This is a genomic window from Pseudomonas mendocina, from assembly GCF_003008615.1.
Lineage (GTDB): Bacteria > Pseudomonadota > Gammaproteobacteria > Pseudomonadales > Pseudomonadaceae > Aquipseudomonas > Aquipseudomonas mendocina_C.
This window is the reverse complement of the sequence record NZ_CP027657.1, coordinates 839157-864192: the sequence shown is the minus strand read 5'-3', so window position 1 is coordinate 864192 and position 25036 is coordinate 839157. Positions and strand designations below refer to the sequence as shown.

24 protein-coding genes are annotated in these 25036 nt (G+C 62.0%); 16 read left to right on the top strand and 8 right to left on the bottom strand.

The genetic code is table 11. The features are described from left to right. Window positions 1-5: 5 nt before the first annotated feature. The 5 genes from C7A17_RS04065 to C7A17_RS04040 all read left to right on the top strand — a co-directional run bounded on the left by C7A17_RS04065 (window position 6) and on the right by C7A17_RS04040 (window position 3787). Window positions 6-779, top strand: coding sequence for a 5'-nucleotidase, lipoprotein e(P4) family (locus C7A17_RS04065; RefSeq protein ID WP_106736810.1), 774 nt, complete (start codon window positions 6-8; stop codon window positions 777-779). A gap of 115 nt (window positions 780-894) precedes the next feature. Continuing rightward, window positions 895-1578, top strand: coding sequence for a tRNA (adenosine(37)-N6)-threonylcarbamoyltransferase complex dimerization subunit type 1 TsaB (tsaB, locus tag C7A17_RS04060; protein ID WP_106736809.1), 684 nt, complete (start codon window positions 895-897; stop codon window positions 1576-1578). A 113-nt stretch (window positions 1579-1691) separates the two neighbouring features. Then, the gene (locus C7A17_RS04055) at window positions 1692-2036 is read left to right on the top strand and encodes a hypothetical protein (RefSeq protein ID WP_106736808.1); all 345 of its coding nucleotides are present in this window, start codon (window positions 1692-1694) and stop codon (window positions 2034-2036) included. Window positions 2037-2203: 167 nt separating this feature from the next. Beyond that, the gene (locus C7A17_RS04045) at window positions 2204-3073 is read left to right on the top strand and encodes a DUF72 domain-containing protein (protein ID WP_106736807.1); all 870 of its coding nucleotides are present in this window, start codon (window positions 2204-2206) and stop codon (window positions 3071-3073) included. A gap of 12 nt (window positions 3074-3085) precedes the next feature. Then, the gene (locus C7A17_RS04040; RefSeq protein WP_106736806.1) at window positions 3086-3787 is read left to right on the top strand and encodes an extensin-like domain-containing protein; all 702 of its coding nucleotides are present in this window, start codon (window positions 3086-3088) and stop codon (window positions 3785-3787) included. Between the two features lie 114 nt (window positions 3788-3901). Here the strand turns inward: C7A17_RS04040 and C7A17_RS04035 are convergent, their stop codons facing one another. Then, window positions 3902-4669, bottom strand: coding sequence for a hypothetical protein (locus C7A17_RS04035; protein ID WP_234035882.1), 768 nt, complete (start codon window positions 4667-4669; stop codon window positions 3902-3904). A gap of 106 nt (window positions 4670-4775) precedes the next feature. Between C7A17_RS04035 and C7A17_RS04030 the strand changes: the two genes are divergently transcribed. Beyond that, window positions 4776-5561 carry a class I SAM-dependent methyltransferase gene (locus C7A17_RS04030; RefSeq protein ID WP_106736804.1) on the top strand — a complete coding sequence of 262 codons (786 nt, stop codon included), beginning with the start codon at window positions 4776-4778 and terminating at the stop codon, window positions 5559-5561. A gap of 11 nt (window positions 5562-5572) precedes the next feature. Here the strand turns inward: C7A17_RS04030 and C7A17_RS04025 are convergent, their stop codons facing one another. Then, window positions 5573-6208, bottom strand: a complete 636-nt coding sequence (locus C7A17_RS04025; RefSeq protein WP_106736803.1) for a TetR/AcrR family transcriptional regulator — start codon at window positions 6206-6208, stop codon at window positions 5573-5575. A gap of 144 nt (window positions 6209-6352) precedes the next feature. Between C7A17_RS04025 and C7A17_RS04020 the strand changes: the two genes are divergently transcribed. From C7A17_RS04020 to C7A17_RS04010, 3 genes are all read left to right on the top strand, one after another. Beyond that, window positions 6353-7456, top strand: a complete 1104-nt coding sequence (locus C7A17_RS04020) for an efflux RND transporter periplasmic adaptor subunit (RefSeq protein ID WP_106736802.1) — start codon at window positions 6353-6355, stop codon at window positions 7454-7456. A gap of 6 nt (window positions 7457-7462) precedes the next feature. Beyond that, on the top strand, window positions 7463-10549 hold the full coding sequence (locus C7A17_RS04015; protein WP_106736801.1) for an efflux RND transporter permease subunit: 3087 nt from the start codon (window positions 7463-7465) through the stop codon (window positions 10547-10549). A gap of 117 nt (window positions 10550-10666) precedes the next feature. Continuing rightward, entirely contained in the window at window positions 10667-11809 is a 1143-nt protein-coding gene (locus C7A17_RS04010; RefSeq protein WP_106742723.1) for an IS481 family transposase, read from the top strand. Window positions 11810-12061: 252 nt separating this feature from the next. On the opposite strand, the gene bfr is transcribed toward C7A17_RS04010, so the two are convergent. The 3 genes from bfr to C7A17_RS03995 all read right to left on the bottom strand — a co-directional run bounded on the left by bfr (window position 12062) and on the right by C7A17_RS03995 (window position 15296). After that, window positions 12062-12532, bottom strand: coding sequence for a bacterioferritin (gene bfr / locus C7A17_RS04005; protein ID WP_106736800.1), 471 nt, complete (start codon window positions 12530-12532; stop codon window positions 12062-12064). A gap of 269 nt (window positions 12533-12801) precedes the next feature. Next, window positions 12802-14331, bottom strand: a complete 1530-nt coding sequence (gene glpD, locus C7A17_RS04000) for a glycerol-3-phosphate dehydrogenase (protein WP_106736799.1) — start codon at window positions 14329-14331, stop codon at window positions 12802-12804. Window positions 14332-14537: 206 nt separating this feature from the next. Next, complete coding sequence (locus C7A17_RS03995) at window positions 14538-15296, bottom strand: DeoR/GlpR family DNA-binding transcription regulator (protein ID WP_106736798.1); 759 nt, start codon at window positions 15294-15296, stop codon at window positions 14538-14540. 98 nt (window positions 15297-15394) lie between these two features. Here C7A17_RS03995 and ybaK point away from each other — a divergent pair, with 98 nt between their 5' ends. The 4 genes from ybaK (at window position 15395) to C7A17_RS03975 (ending at window position 19121) form a co-directional block, all read left to right on the top strand. After that, entirely contained in the window at window positions 15395-15865 is a 471-nt protein-coding gene (gene ybaK, locus C7A17_RS03990) for a Cys-tRNA(Pro) deacylase (protein ID WP_106736797.1), read from the top strand. An 82-nt stretch (window positions 15866-15947) separates the two neighbouring features. Beyond that, entirely contained in the window at window positions 15948-17435 is a 1488-nt protein-coding gene (gene glpK, locus C7A17_RS03985; protein ID WP_106736796.1) for a glycerol kinase GlpK, read from the top strand. Continuing rightward, window positions 17432-18217 carry a substrate-binding periplasmic protein gene (locus tag C7A17_RS03980; protein WP_234035881.1) on the top strand — a complete coding sequence of 262 codons (786 nt, stop codon included), beginning with the start codon at window positions 17432-17434 and terminating at the stop codon, window positions 18215-18217. The genes glpK and C7A17_RS03980 overlap by 4 nt, the downstream gene beginning before the upstream one ends. 97 nt (window positions 18218-18314) lie before the next feature. Then, on the top strand, window positions 18315-19121 hold the full coding sequence (locus tag C7A17_RS03975) for a PhzF family phenazine biosynthesis protein (RefSeq protein WP_106736794.1): 807 nt from the start codon (window positions 18315-18317) through the stop codon (window positions 19119-19121). Here C7A17_RS03975 and C7A17_RS03970 read toward each other — a convergent pair whose 3' ends face one another. Together C7A17_RS03970 and argF are read right to left on the bottom strand one after the other, a co-directional pair. Continuing rightward, the gene (locus C7A17_RS03970) at window positions 19122-20228 is read right to left on the bottom strand and encodes an ABC transporter ATP-binding protein (RefSeq protein WP_106736793.1); all 1107 of its coding nucleotides are present in this window, start codon (window positions 20226-20228) and stop codon (window positions 19122-19124) included. Then, entirely contained in the window at window positions 20225-21145 is a 921-nt protein-coding gene (gene argF, locus C7A17_RS03965; RefSeq protein WP_106736792.1) for an ornithine carbamoyltransferase, read from the bottom strand. The genes C7A17_RS03970 and argF overlap by 4 nt, the downstream gene beginning before the upstream one ends. A 338-nt stretch (window positions 21146-21483) precedes the next feature. On the opposite strand from argF, the gene C7A17_RS03960 reads away from it, so the two are divergent. From C7A17_RS03960 to grxD, 3 genes are all read left to right on the top strand, one after another. Continuing rightward, window positions 21484-21915, top strand: coding sequence for a hypothetical protein (locus tag C7A17_RS03960; RefSeq protein WP_021490288.1), 432 nt, complete (start codon window positions 21484-21486; stop codon window positions 21913-21915). A 145-nt stretch (window positions 21916-22060) separates the two neighbouring features. After that, window positions 22061-24169, top strand: a complete 2109-nt coding sequence (locus tag C7A17_RS03955; protein WP_106736791.1) for a molybdopterin oxidoreductase family protein — start codon at window positions 22061-22063, stop codon at window positions 24167-24169. Between the two features lie 130 nt (window positions 24170-24299). Beyond that, window positions 24300-24626 carry a Grx4 family monothiol glutaredoxin gene (gene grxD, locus C7A17_RS03950; RefSeq protein WP_013716756.1) on the top strand — a complete coding sequence of 109 codons (327 nt, stop codon included), beginning with the start codon at window positions 24300-24302 and terminating at the stop codon, window positions 24624-24626. Between the two features lie 63 nt (window positions 24627-24689). On the opposite strand, the gene C7A17_RS03945 is transcribed toward grxD, so the two are convergent. Then, window positions 24690-25028, bottom strand: a complete 339-nt coding sequence (locus tag C7A17_RS03945) for a YdbL family probable chaperone protein (protein WP_026042107.1) — start codon at window positions 25026-25028, stop codon at window positions 24690-24692. Window positions 25029-25036 lie beyond the last annotated feature (8 nt).

Below are 25036 nucleotides of genomic sequence, written 5' to 3'. Positions count from 1 at the left end.
ATTCAATGACCGAGAAACGCATCTGGCTGGGCCTTGCGGTATCGCTGCTGGCCACTCCGCTGGCATTCGCCGACTCCACCGCACAGGGCAAGGCCGACTGTTCCGTCGCCGAGTTCACCATGGGGTTGCGCTTTCAGCAGCAGTCGGCGGAAGTTCAGGCACTGCAGCTGCAGGCCTACAACATCGCCACGGAGAAACTCGACAAGGCCGTGGCTGCGGCGAAAGATCCGTCGAAGCTGGCCATCGTCACCGACCTCGATGAAACCGTGATCGACAACAGTGCCCTGCTCGCGCGTGACCTGGCCAACTGTCACCAGTACGACGCCTGGGACACCTGGCTGCCCTGGGAGCGCGATGGCACGCCGGAGTTGATCCCTGGCGCGAAGAAATTCCTCGAGCATGCCGACAAGCTCGGTGTGACCATCCGCTACATTTCCGATCGGGCCGATGAACAGAAGAAGTACACTCTGGCCACCCTGAGCAAGCTGGGCCTGCCGCAGGTGTCGGAGGAGAGCGTGCTGCTGCTGGGGCCGCCCAAGGTCGAGCGTCGCGCCATCGTCAGTGCCGATCATCAGGTCATCATGTTGCTGGGTGACACGCTGCATGACTTCGATGCCCGTTTCCGCAAGACGCCGCTCGACGCTCAGCGCAAGACCGTCGCCGAGGAATCCGGCAAGTGGGGCGTCGAGTGGATCGTCTTCCCCAACGCCGGTTACGGCACGTGGTCCAAGGCGCCGCTGAAAGGCTGGGATGCCGAGCCGGTGGTCGAGCCCTGGTAACGTCAGGCTGACTTGCGCTGGTCACTCTGTGGAAGTATGGCGTTGTCGTGGCGCTGGAAAAAAAATCCCCGAGCCGGTCTAATGCCGGCTCTTTTTCTTCAGCTGTCCGAATGCAATGACCACTCTCCTGGCCCTGGATACCGCCACCGAAGCCTGTTCCGTCGCACTGCTGCATGACGGTCGCGTGCTCAGTCACTACGAAGTGGCGCCGCGCCTGCATGCTCAGCGCCTGCTGCCGATGATTCAGCAACTGCTGGGCGAGGCGGGTATCGCCGCGGCGCAACTGGATGCGATCGCCTTCGGTCGCGGTCCTGGCGCCTTCACCGGCGTGCGCATCGCCATTGGTGTAGTGCAGGGCCTGGCCTTCGCACTGGATCGCCCCGTGCTGCCGGTGTCGAACCTGGCCGTGCTTGCTCAGCGTGCGCTGCGTGAGCAGGGCGCGAGTCAGGTGGCAGCGGCCATCGATGCGCGCATGGACGAAGTCTACTGGGGTTGCTACCGCTGTAATGCTGGTGAGATGCGCTTGCTCGGGCAGGAAGCGGTGCTGCCGCCGGAGCAGGCCGAAGCGCCGCGCGGCAGCAGCGGCGAATGGTTTGGTGCCGGTACCGGCTGGGGCACCTTCGCGTCACGTATCGCTCTCAAGCCGACGGCTATGGATGGCAGCCTGCTGCCGCATGCCGAAGACCTGCTGAGCCTGGCCCGTTTCGCCTGGGCTCGTGGCGAAGCGCTGCCGGCCGACCAGGCACAGCCGGTATACCTGCGTGATCAGGTCGCCACGCCCAAGGCGCCTCCCGCATGACAACTGGTCGGATGCTGATCGCCAACCGGCCCACGGTATTTGCCAACACCCGTGCTCGCCGCTACATTGCCAGCACTGTCACTTGTTCAGCCGAGCCTACCGAGCAGTCCTAAATGCGGATCGACGGTTACCTACCTCCTTACTCGCCAGATCGCGGCCCCCGTTCGGGGACTGCGGTCACGCCTTATCGTGAGGCGCAGCGGGAGGTCGAGGCACAGCGTGAGCAGCCGGCAGCGCCAGCCAGTAGCCAAGGGCTGGAGCAGGCGCCGCAGATTCGTCGGGTACAAGCCAGCAGCGCTGGTAACGACAGCTTGCCGACGCGTGCGCAGGATGCGACCTATGCCCAACCCGCACCGGGTAGCCGCGCTGCGCAGGCACTGGCCAGTTACAGCACCACGGCTGCCTACGCCAATGATTACGACGCCCAGGAAGTGCTCGGGCTCGACCTCTACGCCTAGCAGGTCGTTGAAAAACGTTGGCGAGGCAGGCAAGACGAGGCAAAAACAGCCGAAGAAGCGCAGTTTAGGTGTTCTAAATGAGCATTCTGAGGCTGTTTTTAACGATGTATTGCCAACGCAGATAGTTTTGCAGCGGCCTGCTAACGGTGTAACGCCGCCCCCATTCGATGACGTCAGCCTTTCCCTATCATCTTGGTTGCCCCTCTTGGAGCGAGGCTGCCTGGCGCTCCACGCTCTATCCGGATGACACCCGCTCTGGTGATTTTCTCGCCTGCTATGCACAGGTGTTCAATGCCGTGGAAGGCAATACCACCTTCTACGCGCGGCCTTCCAAGCAGACCGTTGCGCGCTGGGCCGAGCAGATGCCGGAGAGCTTTCGCTTTTGCGCCAAACTGCCCCGCGACATCAGCCATGGTGGCGACCTTTGTCAGCAACTGGATGAGGTCGCGCAGTTTCGTCAGTTGCTGGCGCCGCTTGGGACGCGAGTAGCGCCTTATTGGCTGCAACTGCCGGCCAGCTTCGGCCCTTCACGACTGGCCGAGCTCGCTGCATTCATCGAGCAATGGGGCAATTGGCCGCTGGCCGTCGAAGTTCGTCACCCGGAGTTCTTCGCCAAGGGCGATGCCGAGCGCCTGCTCAATCGCCTGTTGCATGAGCGGGGCGTCGAGCGCATCTGCCTGGATTCGCGCGCGCTGTTCAGTTGCGACTCGCAGGCGCCTGCGGTGCTGCACGCGCAGGCCAAGAAGCCGCGTCTGCCGACCCGGCCCACGGCATTCAGCCAGAACCCGCAGCTGCGTTTCATCGGTCACCCGGAGGTGCTCGCCAACGATCCCTTCATGACCCCCTGGCTGGACAAGGTCGCTGGCTGGATCGAGCAGGGGCTACGCCCTTACGTGTTTGCCCATACCTCGGACAATCGCCTGGCCCCCGAGCTGGCGCGGCGCTTCCACGAGCAATTGATCCAGCGGCTGCCAGGTTTGCCTGAGTTGCCGGTACTGAAGACGGAGCCGGAACTGGAGCAGCTCGACCTGCTCTGATAAGGGATGAATATGCTGATACGGATAATCGGCCGTTTGCTGTTTCTCTCCGTGCTACTGGGCGCGGCACTGCTGTTGGCGCTGTGGCGTGGTTGGCTGGATGTCGCGCCGCGTTTCAACCCCTGGGCGCCGCTGGATGTAAGAGAGACGCCGAACCTGCTGACGCCTTTCAAGCTCTGGCGCCTGAGCGAAGATCGCGAGTTGTGCGACCTGGCCCTGGCGAGTTCCGAATTGCGTGTCACGCGCCTGCCTGACAGTACGCCGCACCCTGGTTGCCCGGTGGAGAATGCCGTGCGCATCCAGGGCGCCAGGGTTGGCCTCAGCAGCAGCTTCATGGCCACCTGCCCACTGGCGGTGAGCTTCGCCCTGTTCGAGCGGCATGGGCTGCAACCTGCGGCGCAGGCCGTTTTCGGTCAGCCGGTGACCCGTGTCGAACACGTTGGCAGCTTCGCCTGCCGCAGCATTGCCGGCAGTCAGCGGCCCAGCCAGCACTCCTATGCCAATGCGCTGGATATGGTCGGCTTCCGTCTGCGCGACGGTCAGCACATCAGCGTGCTGCGGGACTGGCCGCGAGAAGACGACAAGGCGCGCTTCCTGCGGCTGGTGCAGGAGGCAGCTTGCGACAGCTTCAATGTCACCCTCGGCCCTGAATACAACGCTGCGCACCGTGACCACTTTCACGTGGATATGGGAATGTGGCGGATGTGCCGCTGAGGCGCTTGTGATTCGTAGGGCGGTTTTACGTAGGGTGCGCCATGCGCACCTAGCAAGCACTGCGTGATTCCCGGTGCGCATGGCGCACCCTACCCGAATGTCAACGCGGCGCGACTAGCGCTTGGCCAACAGCAGATCGGCCGCCTGACCGCTGCGCCCATCGGCGAATTCGAACTGCCCCAGTTGCGCGATCTGGTCGTAGGCGCCGAGAGCGATGCTGACATCGCGGGCGCGCAGGTCGATGGCGCTGACGCCGGCTTCACCGAGCGCTTGCAGATGCTGGCGGCCCTGGCTGTCGAAACGCAGCAGACGTAGCTGGTCGAATACCGCATCGGCAGCATCGATGCGTCCGTCACCGTTGTCGTCGAAGCGCGCCAGCTCGGCGAAACCGTTGGCGGCGCCGTGCTGATCGCCGAACAGCTCGTGGCCATCGTCGATACGCCCGTTGCCGTTACGATCGAGCGCCAGTAGCGCGTCATCGCCGGTGGGCACGCTGATCGAATCCATACGCCCATCGGCATCCAGATCGAAACGCACCGCACGGCCAAGGCCGCTGGTGGAGAATCCGTTGCCAGCCAAGTCCAGCGCCAATGGGTCGACCTGCTGGGGCGCCTGGCCCACGCTGACATTCAGCTCCAGGCCGCGCTGCTCGAGAACCGTCTGGCTGACGGCGGCTACGTTGCTGGATACGGCAGGTGGTTCGGTGGTTTCCCGCAGCTCGCGAGCAATTTCCCCCGGTTTCTGCCCGTCTTCGATACCCAGGGTGCGGCGCAGGATCTGATAATTGATCGACTCATGTGCCGCGCTGTCGAGTTCCTCGTTCAGTGGGCGAGGGCTGGCAGGGCTGCTGCTTGGGCGTGGAACGGATAGGGCGTCGAACATGTTTGCACTCGATGCGGCTGTCGGCGGCCGGGTCTGGCAGAATGCCGCTTCTTCGATATCGGCCGAAGGGCGGATGATTTGAGTGATTTTTGAGCAGAACGAGCCAATGACCGACGAGCGGCATAACGCCAGCATCCGCATCCAAGCCTTGCATCCTCAGTACGCCGAAGCAGCCTCCCAATGGGCGTTACGCCTGGGGTTGCCGCAAGACGGGGAAACCGAGTTCGCCCTGCAATTGGGTGACGACGGATTGCAGTTGGTGGAGCTGGGCGACAAGGCGCCTGGCCCGGTGCGGGTGGATTTCGTCGAGGGTGCAGCGGCGCACCGGCGTCAGTTCGGCGGTGGCAGTGGGCAAATGATCGCCAAGGCAGTAGGCGTGCAATCGGGTGTTCGGCCGAACATTCTCGATGCAACGGCAGGCCTGGGGCGTGATGCGTTCGTGCTGGCCAGCCTGGGCTGTGAGATGACCCTGATCGAGCGTCAGCCGCTGGTCGCTGCACTGCTCGAGGACGGTCTGCAGCGTGCAGCGCTTGACCTCGAAGTGGCACCTATCGCAGAGCGTATGCGCCTGTTCACCGGCAATGCCATCGAGCTGATGCGCAACTGGCAGGGCGAGGCGCCGCAGGTGATCTATCTCGATCCGATGTTTCCGCATCGCGACAAGAGCGCGCTGGTGAAGAAGGAAATGCGCCTGTTCCGTCCCTTCGTGGGTGACGATCTGGATGCGCCAGCACTACTCGAGGCGGCACTGGCGCTGGCTACTCATCGTGTAGTGGTCAAGCGCCCGCGCAAGGCGCCGGCAATCGAAGGAGGCAAGCCGGGGTACGTACTGGAAGGTAAATCCAGCCGTTACGACATCTACCCGAAGAAGAAGCTGGGGCCTGGCGCGTAGGGTGTCAGCACTCAGGCTTTGTAGGCTCGCAGAAACAGTTGCACCGCATCCTGCACATGATGCTCTGCGGCTTCACCCTCCAGTGGTTCGCCACAACCGATCAGCAAGCGGAAATGCGCGCCACCCTTGAGCAGGCTGAAGAAGTGATCGGCGGCCAGGTGTGGGTTATCCAGATTCAGCAGACCACGCTTGGCGGCCTTGTGCAGTAGCACTTCCATTTCCTCCTGCACCCGCTTCGGGCCGGCTTCGTAGAACATCTGCGACAGCTTCGAGCCTTGGCTGGCCAGATTCACCATCATGCGGTGCATTTCTACTGATTCACGGCTGTTGACCAGCGCCAGGAAGCCACGCGCGATGCCCATTAGCTGGCTTTCCAGGGGCACGTTATCCGGCAGTTCGAAGAGCAGTTCGGGGAGCTGCTCTTCGCACTTGGCCTTGATCGCTGCGGAGAACAGCGTCTCCTTGTCGGTGAAGTGGCTGTAGACCGTGAGCTTGGAAACACCAGCTTCGGCGGCGATGGCATCCATACTGCTGCCATCGTAACCATTGCGCAGAAACAGGCTCTTGGCCGCTTCGAGAATGGCGAAGCGTTTGGCGGGATCCTTCGGACGGCCGGGGCCGGAAGGTTGTAACAACTTGTCAGGCATTGGCGGATTTTAATACTGGACTGGCGAGTTTGCTATTTTTACTATACCCGGCAGTACAAATATTCCAAAGGGCATCTCCAAAAGCGTTGGCTTGGTCGTCAGCTTTGGGAGGCAGCCCGAAACCTTCTCCGAAAGGTCTTACACATGTCCCGCCACGTTCTCCCGCTTGTTGCGTCTCTGGGTCTCGTATTTCTGTTATCTGCCTGCGGCAATAGCGAGCAGATGGAGCAGCCGATCCGCCCTGCCATGGTGGTGCAGCCGCAGCCGGCTACCGCTCTGGTCGACAGTTATCCGGGAGAGGTGCGGGCACGTTACGAGCCGGAGCTGGCATTCCGTATCGCCGGCAAGGTGAGCAAGCGCATGGTGGATGTCGGTGATCGGGTGAAGAAGGATCAGGCGCTGGCCGAACTGGATCCGCAGGATGTACGCCTGCAGTTGGAAGCCACTCGTGCGCAGATGGCGGCAGCCGATGCCAACCTGCAGACCGTTCGTGCCGAGCGTGAGCGCTACAAGACCCTGCTCGAGCGCAATCTGGTCAGCCGCTCGCAATTCGACAATATCGAAAACCAATACCGCGCCGGCGAAGCTCGTCTGAAGCAGGTCAAGGCCGAGTACGACGTGGCCCGCAACCAGACTGACTATGCCGTGCTGCGTGCCTCGCAGGACGGTGTGATCGCGCGTCGTGCGGTCGAGGTGGGGCAGGTGGTGGCCGCGGGCCAGACCGTGTTCACCCTGGCGACCGACGGTGAGCGTGAGGTGTCGATCAGCCTGCCGGAGCAGAACTTCGGGCGCTTCGAGATTGGTCAGGCAGTCGAGGTGGAGCTGTGGTCGCAGCCTGATCAGCGCTTCCCGGGTCGCATTCGCGAGATGGCGCCAGCGGCCGACCCGCAATCGCGTACCTTCGCCGCCCGTGTCGCCTTTACCGAGGGCAAGGTGCCGGCCGAACTGGGACAGAGCGCACGGGTTTTCATCGCCAGCAATGGCGAGGTGCCGCTGGCCGTACCGCTGTCGGCACTCAGTGCCGAGCAGGATCAGCCGTTCGTCTGGGTCGTCGACCCCAAGGCGCACACCGTACAGCGTCGTCTGGTTCGTGTTGGCGCCTACGGTGATGACCGGGTACCGGTACTGGAGGGACTTTCCGCCTCCGATTGGGTCGTGTCAGCGGGTGTGCAAATTCTGCGTGAGGGCCAGCAGGTTCGTCCGGTCGATCGCGACAACCGCAATGTCGAACTGGCAGTCAAGGAGTAAGCCCGCATGAGCTTCAACCTGTCTGCCTGGGCGCTGCGCCATCGCCAGATCGTCCTTTACATCATGCTGTTGTTCGCCGTGGTCGGTGCGCTGTCCTACACCAAACTGGGACAGAGCGAAGACCCGCCGTTCACCTTCAAGGCCATGGTGATTCGCACCAACTGGCCGGGCGCCAGTGCCGAAGAGGTGTCGCGCCAGGTCACCGAGCGTATCGAGAAGAAGCTGATGGAGACCGGCGAGTACGACCGTATCACCAGCTTCTCCCGCCCCGGCGAATCGCAGGTCACTTTCATGGCGCGCGATTCCATGCGCAGCTCGCAGATTCCCGAGCTGTGGTATCAGGTACGCAAGAAGATCAGCGATATCCGTCACACGTTGCCGCCCGGCATCCAGGGGCCGTTCTTCAACGACGAATTCGGCACCACCTTCGGCAATATCTATGCATTGACCGGCAGTGGCTTCGATTACGCCGTGCTCAAGGACTACGCCGACCGTCTGCAACTGCAACTGCAACGGGTCAAGGACGTCGGCAAGGTCGAACTGGTCGGCCTGCAGGACGAGAAAATCTGGATCGAGCTGTCCAACACCAAGCTGGCGACCCTCGGCCTGCCGCTGTCGGCGGTACAGCAGGCGCTGGAGGCGCAGAACGCGGTGGCGGCCGCCGGTTTCTTCGAGACGCCCAGTGAGCGTATTCAACTGCGCGTGACCGGGCGTTTCGAGTCGGTGGAGGAAATTCGCGATTTCCCCATTCGCGTCGGCGACCGCACCTTCCGTATAGCGGACGTGGCCGAGGTCAAGCGTGGTTTCAACGACCCACCCGCGCCGCGCATGCGCTTCATGGGCGAGGACGCCCTTGGTATTGCCGTGTCGATGAAGGACGGCGGCGACATTCTGGTGCTGGGCAAGGCACTGGAAGGCGAGTTCGCCCGTCTACAACAGACGCTGCCGTTGGGCATGGAGCTGCGCAAGGTGTCGGATCAGCCAGCGGCGGTGAAAACCGGTGTGGGCGAGTTCGTCAAGGTGCTGGTGGAGGCACTGGTGATCGTGCTCGCGGTCAGCTTCTTCTCCCTCGGGGTGCGCACCGGCCTGGTCGTGGCACTGGTGATTCCGCTGGTATTGGCGATGACTTTCGCCGCCATGTACTACCTCGGCATCGGTCTGCACAAGATTTCCCTTGGCGCGCTGGTGCTCGGGCTCGGCCTGCTGGTGGATGACGCGATCATCGCGGTGGAGATGATGGCGATCAAGATGGAGCAGGGCTATGACCGCTTCAAAGCGGCCAGTTTCGCCTGGACCAGCACCGCCTTCCCCATGCTTACCGGCACTTTGATCACCGCTGCCGGCTTCCTGCCCATCGCCACGGCGCAGTCGGGAACCGGCGAATACACACGATCGATCTTCCAGGTGGTGGCCATTTCGCTGATCGCCTCGTGGATCGCGGCAGTGATGTTCGTACCCTATCTGGGCGACAAGCTTCTGCCGGATCTGGCCAAGTTGCACGCGGCCAAGCACGGCGGCAGCGCCAGTGGTCACGATCCCTATTCGACCCCGTTCTACCGCCGCGTGCGCGCCACGGTGGAATGGTGCGTGCGCCGCAGGGGCATCGTGATCCTGCTGACCATTGCGCTGTTCATCGCTTCGGTACTGCTGTTTCGTTTCGTGCCGCAACAGTTCTTCCCGGCCTCCGGGCGACTGGAGCTGATGGTCGACATCAAGCTGGAAGAGGGCGCTTCGCTGAGCGCGACCGAGGCCGAAGTGCATCGTCTGGAAAAACTGCTCAAGGAGCAGACCGGTATCGATAACTACGTGGCCTATGTTGGCACTGGTTCGCCGCGTTTCTACCTGCCTTTGGATCAACAGTTGCCAGCGGCCAGCTTTGCCCAGTTCGTGGTGCTGGCTTCGAGCATCGAGGAGCGTGAACGCCTGCGTGGCTGGCTGATCCAGATCATGAACGATGAGTTCCCGAGCCTGCGCAGTCGCGTCAGCCGCCTGGAGAACGGGCCGCCCGTGGGTTATCCGATCCAGTTCCGCGTCAGTGGTGAACATATCGACGAGGTGCGTGCGCTGGCCCGCCAGGTGGCGGACAAGGTGCGTGAGAATCCGCATGTGGTGAACGTGCACCTGGATTGGGAGGAGCCGAGCAAGGTGGTGATCCTCAATATCGATCAGGATCGTGCCCGTGCCCTGGGCGTCAACACCGCCGAGCTATCGCGCTTCCTGCAGGGCTCGCTGTCCGGTACCAGCGTCAGTCAGTACCGCGAGGGCAACGAGCTGATCGAGATTCTCCAGCGTGGTACGCCGCAGGAGCGCAAGGCACTGAGCCTGCTGCCGAGCCTGGCTGTACCGACCGACAGTGGTCGCAGCGTGGCCCTTTCACAGGTGGCGACGCTGGAGTACGGCTTCGAGGAAGGCATCATCTGGCATCGCAATCGCCTGCCCAACGTTACCGTGCGGGCCGATGTCTATGGCAAGGAACAGCCGGCCAGCCTGACGCAGCAGATTCTGCCGACCCTGGAGCCGATTCGCGCCGAACTGCCGGACGGCTATCTGCTGGAAGTGGGTGGCACTGTGGAAGACTCGCAGCGTGGCCAGAAGTCGGTGAACGCCGGTATCCCGCTATTCATCGTGGTGGTACTGACGCTGCTGATGCTGCAGCTCAAGAGCTTCTCGCGTTCGGCGATGGTGTTTCTCACGGCGCCGCTGGGGCTGATTGGTGTGACGCTGTTCCTGCTGATCTTCCGACAACCGTTCGGTTTCGTCGCCATGCTCGGCACGATTGCCCTGGCCGGGATGATCATGCGCAACTCGGTGATTCTGGTGGATCAGATCGAGCAGGACATCAGCCACGGCCTGGATCGCTGGCACGCGATCATCGAAGCTACGGTGCGGCGCTTCCGGCCAATCGTGCTGACGGCCCTGGCGGCCGTGCTGGCGATGATTCCGCTGTCGCGCAGCGTGTTCTTCGGGCCGATGGCGGTGGCCATCATGGGAGGCCTGGTGGTGGCTACGGCGCTGACCCTGTTGTTCCTGCCGGCGCTGTATGCGGCGTGGTTCCGGGTCAAGGAAAACGAGGTGCGGCAGGACGCGCATTGATCCAGGGTTCCGTGGCGGTGCGCATAGTGTTCAGCCGGGGGACATAGGTAACGGGTGTCGGGAGACATAGGTAACGCATTTAGGCTTACGGTGTTCATCGGATCGGGAGATCGAATGATGCCGTGGCTGGAGCGCAGCACTATGTCGATAAGGCGAGAGTTTGTTCTGCTGGCAGGGCAGCCCCAAAGTAATGTGCGGGAGCTCTGTCGGCGGTATGGCATCAGTCCCAGAACTGGCTACAAATGGCTGGATCGGTACCGTGAGCAAGGCGATGCAGGCTTACAGGATCGATCCCGCCGTCCCCTGAGCAGTCCAGGGCGCAGCGATCCGACGTTGGAACAAACGGTTGTGCAATTGCACCACCGCTATCCCTATTGGGGCGCTCGCAAACTGCGAAGCTTGTTGATGACTGCGGCTGTTGATCCGCCTCACCACAGCACTATCGACGCCATCCTCAAGCGCCACGATTGTCATGTCCTTTACCACAATGAGCAGGCGCAAGCGCCGGCTAACCATCGTTTCGAGCATCCCAATCCGAACGACCTCTGGCAGATCGACTTCAAGGGTAGCGTCCCCCTAAACGATCGCCGTTCGCCTCGTTGTCATCCCTTGACCCTGCTGGACGATCACTCACGCTTTTCGCTCTGCCTGCAAGCCTGTGAGGGGGAGCGGCTGGAGCTGGTCAAACCGCATCTGATCGAGGTTTTCCGTCAGTACGGTTTGCCGCTGCGTATCACCGCCGACAACGGGCCGCCTTGGGGTTCTAATATTGCCGGTGGACTATCAAAATTGGAGGTTTGGCTGATGCGGCTGGGGATCGAGGTCAGCCATAGTCGGCCTCATCATCCACAGACTCAGGGCAAGCTGGAGCGCTTCCACCAGACACTCAAACGCGAAGTGCTGCATCGCGCGTTCAGCGACTTGCAGCATTGTCAGCAAGTGATGAGCCGCTGGCGAGACGAGTACAACCATTACCGTCCGCACGAAGCACTTGATCAACGGCCCCCTATAGAGCGCTATAGGCCCAGTCCACGAAGCTACCCGGAGCAACTGCCAGCCATCGAATATGAACCGGGTGATCACGTGGTGAATGTACGTCAGACCGGGCAGGTGTATTTCAAAGGGCTCAACGTCTTCGTAAGTGGAGGTCTATATGGGGAGAAGGTCGCCATCCGACCAACTGCCGAAGAGGGTGTCTACGATGTGGTATTCATCCGCAAAACGCTGCGTCAGATAGACCTGAGGCAACGGGCAACATGATCATCAACCTGTTACCCATGTCTCCCGACAGGTGTTTACCATGTCCCCCGGCTGAACACATAGTGCACCCTACGGAGCTTTCAGGCGGTGCTTGAGCGGCAACCTCGTCGCTGCTGCGACAGCATGGATGCAGGTGGCAAAGCGAAGCAGGCGCGTCGGAGCCGAGAGTCCCCTGCGAAATGCCTGAAGCAGTGGCGGGTGGCAACGAAAAACGGGAGCCATTGGCTCCCGTTTTCGTTCAGTGCAGTCGGATCATTCGTCCATCTGCGACTGCAGGTAGTTCTGCAAGCCGACGGCTTCGATCAGGCTGAGCTGGGTTTCCAGCCAGTCGATGTGCTCTTCTTCGGACTCCAGAATGTCTTCCAGCAGTTCACGGCTGGCGTAGTCGCCGACGCTCTCGCAGTAGGCAATGGCGGCCTTGAGGTCGCCGTGAGCCTTGTGCTCGATCTTCAGGTCGCATTCGAGCATTTCCTTGGTGTTTTCACCAATCAGGATCTTGCCCAGATCCTGCAGGTTGGGAATGCCTTCGAGGAAGAGAATGCGCTTGATCAGTTTGTCGGCATGCTTCATCTCGTCGATGGACTCGTGGTACTCGTGCTCGCCGAGTTTCTTCAAGCCCCAGTCTTCGTACATGCGCGCATGCAGGAAGTACTGGTTGATGGCGACCAGTTCGTTACCAAGAATCTTGTTCAGGTGTTGAATGACCTTCTTGTCGCCTTTCATGTTCGCTCCTGCAGCTTCAATGACCGTGATGGCCTTGAATTTTCGGCTCCGTTTTTCTTTATGTCAAACCTAAGTATTTGAAACATAAGTAAAAATAAAACCGAATAAGAATGTTTTTATTCCGCATCAAGGTGCCAAGTTATTGAATTGCCGTAATAAAAAAGTTGCTGAAAGTTCCTGCGTGACTCAAACGGTTAATTGGCGGGCGTAATTTATTTTTTGCCGCCCATAAAAAAGCCCCGCAGAGCGGGGCATGGGGCACGCAGAATTCAGGCGGCGTGAGCCGAATGCGGGTCGCGGCTGCGTAGATAATCTTGCAGGCGGGACTGCTGCGCCGGAGTCATGAACAGGCCCAGCTTGCTGCGTCGCCAGAGGATATCGGTGCTGCTGCGTGCCCACTCTTCGCGGCGCAGGTAATCCACTTCACGGGTGTAGAGCCCAGCGCCGAGGTGTTCGCCGAGGTCAGTGAGGTTGTGCACGCCATCGAGCAGACGCCAGGTGCGGCTGCCATAACTGGTGGCCCAGCGTCTGGCCAGGCTGGTGGGCAGCCAGCCATAGCGCTCGCAGAGGGCTTCGACCAATGCGCCCTGGCTTTGCAGATCCTCACCGCCTGGTAGTGGGGCGCTGGCTGTCCAGCTTGGGCCCAGTTCAGTGAAGTACGGCGCCAATTGCTGCATGGCGGACTCGGCCAGTTTGCGATAGGTGGTCAGCTTGCCACCGAACACCGACAGCAGGGGCGCTTCGCCCGGTGCACCGGAGAGCGACAGGGTGTAGTCGCGAGTGATGGCCGAGGGGTCATCGGATTCGTCATCGCACAGTGGGCGCACGCCGGCGAAGCTGTGCAGCACATCGGCGCGGCTGAGCTGTTGCTTGAAGTGGTCATTGACCACCTTGAGCAGATAATCGGTTTCCTCTGCCGTGATCGCCACCTGAGCGGGGTCGCCCTGATACTCGCGGTCGGTGGTGCCGATCAGAGTGAAGCGTTCCAGATAGGGAATGGCGAAGACGATGCGGCGGTCTTCGTTTTGCAGGATGTAGGCCTGCTCGCCGTCGTACAGCCGTGGCACGACGATATGGCTGCCCTGGATCAGGCGAATGCCATAAGGCGATTGCTGCTTGAGATCCTCGCGGATGAAGCGTGCGACCCAGGGGCCTGCGGCATTGACCAGGGCACGTGCGCGAATCGACAGCAGGCTGCCGTCGCTGCGCTCCAGGTGGATATGCCACAACCCTTTGCTGCGCCGGGCGCTGACGCAACGCGTGCGCGGATGAATGTGCGCGCCTTTTTCCCGCGCTGCCATGGCGTTGAGTACGACCAGGCGCGCGTCGTCCACCCAGCAGTCGGAATATTCGAAGCCGCGGCTGATCTCCGCCTTCAACGGGCTACCGGCGCCGAAACGCAGACTGCGCGAAGCTGGCAGGCGCTCGCGCTTGCCCAGGTGGTCATAGAGGAACAGGCCGGCGCGAATCATCCAGGCCGGGCGCAGGTGTGGGCGATGCGGCAGGATGAAGCGCATCGGTTTGACGATATGCGGAGCCTTGGCCAGCAGCACTTCACGCTCGGCCAGTGCTTCGCGTACCAGACGAAATTCATGATGTTCCAGATAGCGCAGGCCGCCATGGATCAGCTTGCTGCTGGCCGAAGAGGTGTGGCTGGCCAGGTCGTCCTTTTCGCAAAGGAACACAGACAGGCCGCGACCGGCTGCATCGGCTGCAATGCCTACACCGTTGATACCGCCGCCAACGACGGCGAGGTCATAGACTTCCGCAACGGGGCTGGCGAACTGGTCGTGGGGCATGTGGCACGCTCGGCTATTTGGATTCGAATGTGTTTATGTTCACTTTCGAAAATATGCTAGACGAAGATGCGCAGCTCCGCTACCCCGACACGCGATTGCGCGTCGAGCGGTAGTGCAGGATCGGGTTTGCAGTAGGGGGCAACCCGCAGTCAGGTCAATGGCGGGTTGCACCTGCCCTACTTGAGTAGATGCCGAGCCTGCGTCAATCAGACCAGATCGAGCTGAACCTTGTGGCTGTGGAGCAGGCGGGTGATGGCGGTAGAAGGTGCGCTATCGGTGAAGACGCGGTCGACCAGGGAAATGGAGCCCAGGCGTACCACGGCATTACGGCCGAACTTGCTGGAGTCGACGGCGAGAAAGACCTGGCGGGCATTGTCGATGATGGCCTGGGAAACCCTCACTTCCTGGTAATCGAAGTCGAGCAGGCTGCCGTCGTCGTCGATGCCGCTGATGCCGACGATGGCGTAGTCGACCTTGAACTGCTGGATGAAGTCCACCGCGGCCTGGCCGACGATACCGCCGTCGCTGCGCACCGTGCCGCCGGCCACCAGCACCTCGAAGTCGGCCTTGGCGCTGAGTTGTGCGGCGACGTGCAGGTTGTTGGTGATGATCTTCAAGCCCTTGTGGTTCTGCAGTTCGCGGGCGATGGCTTCGGTGGTGGTACCGATGTTGATGAACAGCGAGGCGTGATCCGGAATCTGCGCTGCCACGGCTTCGGCGATGCGTTGTTTTTCATCGCGCATCTGCCCGGCGCGCATGCCATAGGCGGTGTTCTGAATGCTCGACGATTCGCAGGCCGCACCACCATGCGTGCGGCGCAATAGACCATGTTCGGCCAGTTGGTTGATATCGCGGCGAATGGTTTGCGGAGTTACGGCGAACGCCTGAGCCAGTTCGTCGATACTGACGTAGCCGCGTTCGCGGGCGAGGTTGAGAATGTCGTGCTGGCGCGGAGCGAGGTTCATGAGCGCTTCCTGTGATGGTCACTCATTATAGGGTGTGGCGGTGGTGGATTTGGGCCTGCTACTGTAAGGCATCTTTCATCGCGTTTTCACATTCGAACATGACCCCAGCAATCGATCTGTTGAAGAAGGCCAAGGCCGAACACCGTGTGCACAGCTACCAGCACGATCCCAAGGCGCCATCCTACGGGCTGGAGGCGGCGGAGAAGCTGGGGCTGGCCCCCGAATGCGTGTTCAAGACCCTCCTCGCGGCGACCGAGAAAGGTGAACTGCTGGTAGCCGTGGTACCGGTCGCCGGCAGTCTCGATCTCAAGGCGCTGGCCGCGGCGGCTGGCGCGAAGAAGGCCGACATGGCCGATCCGATTGCTGCGCAGCGCGCCACCGGTTATCTGGTCGGCGGCATCAGCCCGCTGGGGCAGAAGAAACGCCTGCGCACTTTCATTGACGAATCGGCGCGTCAGCACCCGACCATTCATGTCAGTGGTGGCCGGCGTGGGCTGGAACTGGAACTCTCGGCCGAGACCCTGGCGCAGCATACTCAGGGCAGTTTCGCCGCTATCGGCAAGCCCTGAACCGCGCAATGTGCTGCAAGCAAAATAAGCCACTCTGCGGTCAAAAGCAGCGAACATTACCGATAACAACAAGGAATCTTGCATGACCCAATACCTGCTAGCCATCGACCAGGGCACCACCAGCTCCCGCGCCATCATCTTCAGTGCGCAGGGATTGCCGGTTGCGCGTGCCCAGCAGGAGTTCAAGCAGTACTTCCCGCAGGATGGCTGGGTCGAGCACGACGGTCAGGAGATCTGGCTGTCCACGCTCAAGGTTTGCCGCGATGCCATTGCCAGCAGTGGTCTGCAGCCCGAGGCGATCGCGGCCATCGGCATCACCAACCAGCGTGAAACCACCCTGGTGTGGGATGCCGTCAGCGGCACGCCCATCCATCCGGCCATCGTCTGGCAGGATCGCCGCACCGCCGACTATTGCGCCGGGCTCAAGGAGCAAGGCCACGAAGCGATGGTCTCGGCCAAGACCGGCCTGCTGATCGACCCGTATTTCTCCGCCACCAAGCTGCGCTGGATTCTGCACAACGTGCCGGGCGCCCGTGAGCGTGCCGAGCGCGGTGAGCTGCGCTTCGGCACCGTCGACAGCTTCCTGCTGTGGCGCCTGACCGATGGCAAGGTGCACCGCACCGACGCCAGCAACGCCTCGCGCACGCTGATGTTCAACATCCATACCCAGCAGTGGGACGAAGAGCTGCTCGAACTGTTCGACATCCCCACCAGCCTGCTGCCCGAAGTGCTCGATTGCTCTGCCGAGTTCGGTCATACCGCCAGGGAACTGCTCGGCTCCAGCATCCCTGTGCTGGGCATGGCCGGTGACCAGCAGGCAGCGCTGATCGGCCAGGCCTGCTTCGAGCCGGGTATGGTCAAGAGTACCTACGGCACCGGCTGCTTCATGATCCAGAACACCGGTGACCAGCCGGTGAGCTCGAAGAATCGCCTGCTGACCACGGTCGGTTACCGCCTTGATGGCAAGGTCACCTACGCCGTGGAGGGCAGTATCTTCGTCGCGGGCGCGGCGGTGCAGTGGTTGCGTGACGGCATCAAGCTGATCAGTCATGCGCGTGAGAGTGAAGCGCTGGCCGAAGCCACCGGCGAGGCCTGCGGCGTGTACCTGGTGCCGGCCTTTACCGGGCTGGGAGCGCCGTACTGGGATCCCAAGGCGCGGGGCGCCATCTTCGGCCTGACCCGCGACACCGGGATCAAGGAGATCGTTACCGCCGGCCTGCAATCAGTGTGTTACCAGACTCGCGACCTGCTCGAAGCCATGCGCCAGGACGGTGCGGCGGCGCCCAGCGCCTTGCGCGTGGACGGCGGCATGGTGGAGAACAACTGGGTCATGCAGTTTCTCGCCGATATTCTCGGCGTCAGTGTCGAGCGCCCCGAGGTTACCGAGACCACCGCGCTTGGCGTGGCCTATCTCGCGGGTTTGAAGCTCGGCCTGTACCAAGACCTCAATGCCATTGCCAGCCATTGGCATCGCCAGCAGCGCTTCGAGCCGCGAATGAACGAAGCGCACCGCGAGCGACTCTACGCCGGTTGGCTGGATGCGGTGAAACGGGTGCGCAGCGAAGCGTGAAAAGACTCGTCCCGGTACGCTCCCTGCTGAGCGGAATGGGCGTCGGCGTGCTGCTGTCGCTGCTGCTAGGCAGCGGGCTGGCGCGGGCGGAGAAGCTGGTGATTGCCGGCGATCTATGGTGTCCGATCAACTGTGCAGCGGATGCGGAGAAGCGTGGCCTGTTCGTCGAGCTGGCCGAGCAGATCTTTGCCGAGTCCGGTATCGAGGTGGAGTACCGTGTCATCAACTGGGCGCGTGCGGTGCACGATACCCGACGCGGCAAGCTGGGCGCGTTGATCGGCGCCGGGGTGCAGGATGCGCCGGACTTCATTTTCACGTCCAGTGCCCCCGGTATTTCGCGCATGTGCTTCTACGCCCTGCGCGGTGGAGCCTGGCGCTACAAGGGGTTGGAGTCGTTGCAGGCCGTGCGTCTCGGCGCGATCAACGGCTACAGCTACGGCGCCGAACTCGATCTGTATCTGCGTAACCACCATGACCTGGATCACGTACAACTGATGACCGGCGACCGCGCGCTGATCAGTAACCTGCGCAAGCTGCGTCATGGTCGTATCGATGCGCTGGTGGAAAATGCCTGGGTGATGCAGGCGCTGCTCAGCGAGCGCTATCTGCATGGTGACGTGGTGGAAGTAGGTTGCCGTCAGCCGGATATTCCCATCTACCTGGCATTCGCTCCAGGGTTGCCGGAAAGCGCGCGTTATGCGCAACTGTTCGAGCAAGGGCTGCAGCGTTTCCGTGAGGACGGGCGCATGGAGCAACTGTTACGGCGCTACGGCATTCGCTGACGCCCACTGTTCGGGGAAAATACAGCGCGGCTGTACCGGGTTCACTACCGGTAAACTGGGCATGCTCTGATTTTTCAGAACCGGCCAGGAAAGCCCCATGTCTCTCGAATTTCATCAGATCGACGCCTTCACCGATCAGCCCTTCGCCGGCAATCCGGCCATCGTCTATCGCCTTGACCGTTGGCTCGATGAGGCGCTGATGCAGCGCATCGCGGCCGAGCACAATCTGGCCGAGACGGCGTTCGTGGTGAGGGAGGGCAACGCCTGGCATATCCGCTGGTTCACGCCGGTCAGCGAGGTGCCGCTCTGCGGGCATGCCACCCTGGCCGCTGCCAAGGTGTTGTTCGATATCTATCAGGAACCGGCTGAAATACTGGATTTCACTTGCCTGTCCGGAGCGTTGCAGGTTACCCGGCAGGGCGAGCGTCTGGAGCTGGATTTCCCGGTGCGCCGCGCGGCCGTGGTGGAGCAGGCGCTACGCGAGCAAGCCGAGCAGGCCCTGGGGCGCCAGGTGGAGGAGGTGCTGGCACTGGGCAACGCCGATGGCGGCGTGCAGGAGCTGATGGTCGTCTTGGGATCTGAAGCCGAGCTTCGCGAGTTGAAACCGAATCTGCCAGTGTTGGCCACGTTGCCAGGGCTGGGTGTACTGGTCACGGCCGCCGGGCAACAGCACGACTTCGTCTCGCGTTACTTCGCGCCGAGTATCGGCATCGATGAGGATCCGGTGACCGGTTCGACCCATTGCATCCTGATGCCCTATTGGGTCGAGCGCCTGGGTCGCAACACGCTCAGCGCCTTTCAGTGCTCGGCACGTGGCGGTGAGCTGCTCTGTCGTCTGGAAGGTGAGCGGGTGAAGATCGCTGGCCATGCGCGGCATATCGCCAGCGGCCAGCTGATGCTCTGATCAGTTGCTGCTGATTCGGCGAACGCCGCCGGAGTCGCTCAGCTGCAATTGAGCGGCGACGCTGCCCAGGGCCGGGAAGGCCACCAGGTGGTCGGCGGCGATGCGGATGCCCACCTCGTCGCCCGGCTGGTGGTCGGCATGACTGGGGAAGATCGACTCCAGTTGACTGCCGGTCGGCAGTTGCAGGCGGTATAGGGTGGCTGCGCCAAGAAAGGTCTTGCCGACGATACGAGCCTTCAGCCCACTGTTTTCGTCCGGGACGATGTCGTCCGGACGTAGCAGCACATCCACTGCGCTGCCTTGTGCCCAGGTATAGGCGCGGTTGCCGCGGATCACGCCAAGTTCGGTCTGCACCGTTTCCGGGCTGAGCAACTGGCCGCGGATGAAATAACCCTGGCCGATGAAGCTGGCGACGAAGGGCGTCAGTGGTTCGTGGTAAAGGTTGAATGGCGTGTCCCACTGCTCCAGGCGGCCATCCTTGAACACGCCTACGTGGTCGCTGACGGCGAAGGCTTCTTCCTGATCGTGGGTCACCAGAATGGCGCTGGTGCCGCGTGCCTTGAGAATCTCGCGCACTTCATGGCTGAGGCGCCGACGCAGTTCGCCGTCGAGGTTGGAGAAGGGCTCGTCGAGCAGCAGCAGCTTCGGCTCCGGCGCCAGTGCGCGGGCCAGTGCGATGCGTTGCTGTTGACCGCCAGACAGCTCGTGGGGATAACGCTTCGCCAGGTGGCCGAGCTTGACCAGTGCCAGCAGTTCCTGAGTCACGCGCTCGGCGTTGGGTTGTTTGCGAATGCCGAAGGCGACGTTCTCCGCCACGCTCAGATGGGGGAACAGGGCGTAGTCCTGAAACACCATGCCGATGTGGCGCTTTTCCGGTGCCAGGGTGAAGCCGGCGCGGGAGATTACCTCGCCTGCCAGCTCGATCTCACCTTCGAGTACCGGCTCGAAGCCGGCAATGGCGCGCAACGTGGTGGTCTTGCCGCAGCCGGACGGGCCGAGCAGGCAGCCAATATCGCCAGCGTTGAGGTGCAGGTCGAGATCCTGCACCACCTTGTGTGCGTGGTAGCCGCAGTTCAGCCCACGTAGCTGCAGCAGGGGCTGGTTCATGCGTGGTGGTACGCCGGCTCGACCAGCAGTTCCAGCAGCGCTTTCTGTGCGTGCAGGCGGTTCTCGGCTTGATCCCAGGCCACCGAGCGCGGGTCGTCGAGCAGGTCGAAGCTGATTTCTTCGCCACGGTGCGCCGGTAGGCAGTGCATGAACAGCACGTCTTCGGCCGCCGCATCGAGCAGTTCACGGGTGACCTGGTAGGGGCGGAACAACGCCATGCGCTGCTCGGCCTCGTCTTCCTGACCCATGGAGGCCCACACGTCAGTACTGACCAGGTGGGCGCCGGCGACCGCTTCACGCGGATCGCGCACGACCTGCACACGATCGCCAGCCTGGGTCAGGAAACGTGCATCCGGCTCGTATCCAGCAGGGCACGCGACCCTCAGCTGGAAATCGAACTGGATCGCCGCTTCGATATAGGAGTTGCACATATTGTTGCCGTCGCCGATCCAGGCTACCGTCTTGCCGGCGATGCTGCCGCGGTGCTCGAGGAAGGTTTGCATGTCGGCGAGCAACTGGCAGGGGTGCAGGTCATCGGACAGGCCGTTGATCACTGGCACCTTGGACTTGGCGGCGAAGTCGGTGAGGTTGCTGTGGGCGAAGGTGCGGATCATCACCGCATCGAGCATGCTCGACATGACGATGGCCGCGTCGCCGATCGGCTCGCCACGACCCAGCTGGGTATCGCGCGGCGAGAGGAAGATGGCCTGGCCGCCAAGCTGGATCATGCCGGCTTCGAAGGAGAGGCGGGTGCGGGTCGAGGCTTTCTCGAAGATCATGCCCAGCACGCGATTCTTCAGCGGTTCGAAGAGCACGCCACGATTGCGCAGATTCTTCAGCTCGATGCCTCGGCGGATCAGCCCCACCAGTTCGTCCGGTGTGTAATCCATCATCGAGAGAAAGTGTCTGACGCTCATCGTTAACTACCTTTATCACAACAGTTCGCAAGCCCATGGCCGGCGATCAAAACCGACAAAAACAGCAGAGCTTGCGGCAGGAGGCCGCAGGATGCGACGAAACAGGGGAAGGCGCGATCTTATAAGGAAATGACGAGAAGGCGCAAATTGCCGCCCTCAGGCATACAAAATCCTGTTTTGTAAGCTTTTTCCCAAAGCTGCGTGCGAGATGTCACAAAACTGACATCCTCGCTTGCGCCGCTCTAGAACGGGCCTCTAGGATGCCGCCGCCTTTCCAAGGCAATGCATTGCCCCCGCAACGGGGACATCCATGGAATATATGTGCAAAGGAGTTTTGCATGAAACACGTAGCCTACGCCGCCGCTTTCTCCGCTCTCGCCCTGCTGACTGGCTGTGCCAGCCAGAACGTTAGCCAGCCGACCGTTCCGCTGAACGGCACCGTGCAGACTAACCTCAAGGCCGACGTGAAAGTGGGCGAGCCCATCTCCGGTCAATCTTCGGTGAACATCCTGTTCGGTGTGTTCAAGCTGGGTGGTGACACTCAGTTCGCCGATGGTGTGACCTACGGTGGTGGCGAGGGTGGTTTCGCGCTGGGTCTCGACCCGGTCGCTTCCGCCAAGTCCGCAGCTGCCTACAAGGCAGTCAAGGCCTCGGGTGCCGACGTGATCGTCGCCCCGCGTTACGAAGTGAACGTTCAGGATTACTTCGTGTACAAGACCGTTAGCGTCAACGTTACCGGCAACAAGGGCACCGTGACCTCCATCCGTTAATTCGGACAGTCGCGACCCTGAATCGGCAGGCTTGATGCCTGCCGATTCATGAGACGAACGCTGCTGGCGTCGCCTCCGTGCTCGGCCCATAGTTCATGACCTGCGACCTGACCGGTCGTCTCGGATCAGAACAAGAGGCCAGGCCATGACCAAGTCCCTCCATTACCGTGCATGCCATCTGTGCGAAGCCATCTGCGGGCTCGCCATCGAAACCGAAACCCAAGCTGACGGCAGCACGCAGATTCGCTCGATCAAGGGCGATGCCCAGGACAGCTTCAGCCGTGGCCATATCTGCCCCAAGGCCGTTGCGCTGCAGGACATCCAGAACGACCCCGACCGTATCCGCCAGCCCATGCGTCGCATTGGCGAGCAGTGGCAGGCCATCGGCTGGGATGAGGCATTCGAGCTGGTAGCCGAGCGTCTGAGTGCGATCCAGTCCGAGCACGGACAAAACGCCGTGGCCGTGTATCAGGGCAATCCCAGTGTGCATAACTACGGGCTGATGACCCATAGCAACTATTTCCTCGGTCAGCTGAAAACCCGCAATCGCTTCTCCGCCACCTCGGTGGATCAGCTGCCGCACCACCTGACCAGCCACCTGATGTATGGCCACGGCCTGCTGATTCCGATTCCCGATATCGATCACACCGACTTCATGCTGATCCTGGGCGGCAACCCGCTGGCCTCCAACGGCAGCATCATGACCGTGCCGGATGTGGAGAAGCGCCTGAAGGCCATCCAGGCCCGTGGCGGCAAGCTGGTGGTGGTCGACCCGCGTCGCAGCGAAACCGCGGCCATAGCCGACCTGCACCTGTTCGTGCGCCCCGGCAGCGATGCCGCGCTGCTGCTGGCATTGTTGAATACCTTGTTCGAGGAAGGCCTGACGCGTGACAGCCATCTGCCTGTAGAGGGGCTGGATCAGGTGCGCGCGGCCATCGCCGGCTTCGATGCCGAAACCATGAGTTTGCGCTGTGGCGTGCCGGCCGCCACCATCCGCCAACTGGCGCGGGATTTTGCCGCCGCGGACAAGGCGGTGTGCTACGGCCGTATGGGCGTTTCCACCCAGGCCTTCGGCACGCTGTGTCAGTGGCTGGTACAGGTGATCAATCTGGTGACCGGCAACCTGGATCGCTCGGGCGGTGTGCTCTGCACGTCACCGGCGGTGGATCTGGTGGCCAGCACCTCGGGTGGCCATTTCAATCGCTGGCAGAGCCGTGTGTCCGGCCTGCCGGAATACGGTGGTGAGCTGCCGGTCTCGGCGCTGGCCGAAGAGATGCTGACCCCCGGCGAAGGGCAGATTCGCGCCCTGGTCACGGTGGCTGGCAATCCGGTGCTGTCCACGCCCAACGGCCGGCAGCTGGAGCAGGCGTTGGACGGCCTGGACTTCATGCTCTCGGTGGATTTCTACATCAACGAGACCAGCCGTTACGCCGACCTGATCCTGCCGCCAACCGCACCGCTGGAGCACGATCACTACGACACCACCTTCAATGTGTTCGCCGTGCGCAACGTCACCCGTTTCAACGAGGCGATCCTGACCAAACCGGACGGCGCGCTGCACGACTGGGAAATCTTCGTGGGCTTGGCCAAGGCCTTCGCGGCGCGCAACAGCCTCGAGCTGAAACCGACCCTGGCGCCGGAGCAGATGATCGATATGGGCCTGCGCTTCGGCCCCTATGGCGATCGCAGTGAGCACAAGCTCAGCCTGGCGGCGTTGCGCGAACATCCGCATGGGCTCGACCTGGGGCCCTTGCAGCCGAATCTGGCGGCACGTCTGAAAACTCCGAGCAAAACGGTGCAGGCTGCACCCGAACAGTTGTTGGCGGATCTGGCACGCTTTGCCGAGCAGGAGCAGCCCGCCGCCCATGAGCTGCTGCTGATCGGCCGCCGTCATGTACGCAGCAACAATTCCTGGATGCACAACTATCACCGTCTGGTGAAGGGCAAGCCACGTCATCAGTTGTTGATGAACCCGGCGGATCTTGCCAGCCGCGGCTTGGCCGATGGTCAGCGCGTACAGGTGCGCTCGCGGGTCGGCAGCATCGAGGTGGAGGTGGCCGCCAGCGATGAAGTGATGGCGGGTGTGGTCAGCCTGCCCCATGGTTGGGGTCATGCCCGACCTGGGGTACAGATGGATATTGCCCGTGCGCAACCGGGCGCCAGTGCCAATGACCTGACCGACGAGCGCCGGCTTGATGCGCTGTCCGGCAATGCGGTGCTCAATGGCGTGCCGGTTGAGGTAGTAGCTGCGTAGTCCGAATGAAATCCGGGGTTGTCTTGACGTGATGGGGGTGATGGCAAGGCCGAGCATTGCGCTCGGTTTTTCGCTACAATCGCGCCACCGTGGCGACCGTCGGGTCGCGAAGTCTATGCTGAGGTGCCCCATGGATATCATCGAAACCATCAAAGAGCAGATCGCCAACAACACCGTTCTGCTGTACATGAAAGGCTCGCCCAATGCCCCGCAGTGTGGCTTCTCCGCCCGCGCTGCCCAGGTGGTGATGGGCTGCGGCGAGAAGTTCGCCTACGTCGACATCCTGCAAAATCCGGAAATCCGCGCCAATCTGCCGAAGTACGCCAACTGGCCGACCTTCCCGCAGCTGTGGGTCGGTGGTGAACTGGTTGGCGGTAGCGACATCCTCACCGAGATGTACGAGAAGGGCGAGCTGCAGACCCTGATCAAGGACGCCGTGAGCAAAGCCGGCGCCTGATCGCCGTTCGCACAAAGCAAAGAACCCGCCTAGGCGGGTTCTTTCGTTTCTGCCGCAGGCTTTCTACTTCTGTAGCCACTGGCCATTGAGCTGGATGAACTGGCCCTTGGGCGTGCGCTCTATGGCCTTCTTGCCGGCGATGGCTTCCACGTCGCTCAGGCTGATGCCGTTGTCCTTGGCCACTTTCTGGTATTCGGCGCGACGCGCCTGGTTGATCAGGCGAGCGATCTCGTCGGCCTGGCCTCCAGATTTGACCACACCCAGATAGCCATTGGGTTGCTCGCCCAGCTGGCCGCTGGCCTTGGCGTCGCCCAGCGCGCTCATGGCCTGGTTGAGGTTCAGTGCATAGGCCGGCAGGCTCAGGGTCAATGCCAGCAGCAGGGTCGAAAGGTATCGAATCATCATGCTTC

Coding starts and splice junctions, on each gene's coding strand:
- C7A17_RS04065 (WP_106736810.1), top strand. CDS start 6: ATGACCGAGAAACGCATCTGGCTGGGCCTTGCGGTATCGCTGCTGGCC.
- tsaB (WP_106736809.1), top strand. CDS start 895: ATGACCACTCTCCTGGCCCTGGATACCGCCACCGAAGCCTGTTCCGTC.
- C7A17_RS04055 (WP_106736808.1), top strand. CDS start 1,692: ATGCGGATCGACGGTTACCTACCTCCTTACTCGCCAGATCGCGGCCCC.
- C7A17_RS04045 (WP_106736807.1), top strand. CDS start 2,204: ATGACGTCAGCCTTTCCCTATCATCTTGGTTGCCCCTCTTGGAGCGAG.
- C7A17_RS04040 (WP_106736806.1), top strand. CDS start 3,086: ATGCTGATACGGATAATCGGCCGTTTGCTGTTTCTCTCCGTGCTACTG.
- C7A17_RS04035 (WP_234035882.1), bottom strand. CDS start 4,669: ATGTTCGACGCCCTATCCGTTCCACGCCCAAGCAGCAGCCCTGCCAGC.
- C7A17_RS04030 (WP_106736804.1), top strand. CDS start 4,776: ATGACCGACGAGCGGCATAACGCCAGCATCCGCATCCAAGCCTTGCAT.
- C7A17_RS04025 (WP_106736803.1), bottom strand. CDS start 6,208: ATGCCTGACAAGTTGTTACAACCTTCCGGCCCCGGCCGTCCGAAGGAT.
- C7A17_RS04020 (WP_106736802.1), top strand. CDS start 6,353: ATGTCCCGCCACGTTCTCCCGCTTGTTGCGTCTCTGGGTCTCGTATTT.
- C7A17_RS04015 (WP_106736801.1), top strand. CDS start 7,463: ATGAGCTTCAACCTGTCTGCCTGGGCGCTGCGCCATCGCCAGATCGTC.
- C7A17_RS04010 (WP_106742723.1), top strand. CDS start 10,667: ATGCCGTGGCTGGAGCGCAGCACTATGTCGATAAGGCGAGAGTTTGTT.
- bfr (WP_106736800.1), bottom strand. CDS start 12,532: ATGAAAGGCGACAAGAAGGTCATTCAACACCTGAACAAGATTCTTGGT.
- glpD (WP_106736799.1), bottom strand. CDS start 14,331: ATGCCCCACGACCAGTTCGCCAGCCCCGTTGCGGAAGTCTATGACCTC.
- C7A17_RS03995 (WP_106736798.1), bottom strand. CDS start 15,296: ATGAACCTCGCTCCGCGCCAGCACGACATTCTCAACCTCGCCCGCGAA.
- ybaK (WP_106736797.1), top strand. CDS start 15,395: ATGACCCCAGCAATCGATCTGTTGAAGAAGGCCAAGGCCGAACACCGT.
- glpK (WP_106736796.1), top strand. CDS start 15,948: ATGACCCAATACCTGCTAGCCATCGACCAGGGCACCACCAGCTCCCGC.
- C7A17_RS03975 (WP_106736794.1), top strand. CDS start 18,315: ATGTCTCTCGAATTTCATCAGATCGACGCCTTCACCGATCAGCCCTTC.
- C7A17_RS03970 (WP_106736793.1), bottom strand. CDS start 20,228: ATGAACCAGCCCCTGCTGCAGCTACGTGGGCTGAACTGCGGCTACCAC.
- argF (WP_106736792.1), bottom strand. CDS start 21,145: ATGAGCGTCAGACACTTTCTCTCGATGATGGATTACACACCGGACGAA.
- C7A17_RS03960 (WP_021490288.1), top strand. CDS start 21,484: ATGAAACACGTAGCCTACGCCGCCGCTTTCTCCGCTCTCGCCCTGCTG.
- C7A17_RS03955 (WP_106736791.1), top strand. CDS start 22,061: ATGACCAAGTCCCTCCATTACCGTGCATGCCATCTGTGCGAAGCCATC.
- grxD (WP_013716756.1), top strand. CDS start 24,300: ATGGATATCATCGAAACCATCAAAGAGCAGATCGCCAACAACACCGTT.
- C7A17_RS03945 (WP_026042107.1), bottom strand. CDS start 25,028: ATGATTCGATACCTTTCGACCCTGCTGCTGGCATTGACCCTGAGCCTG.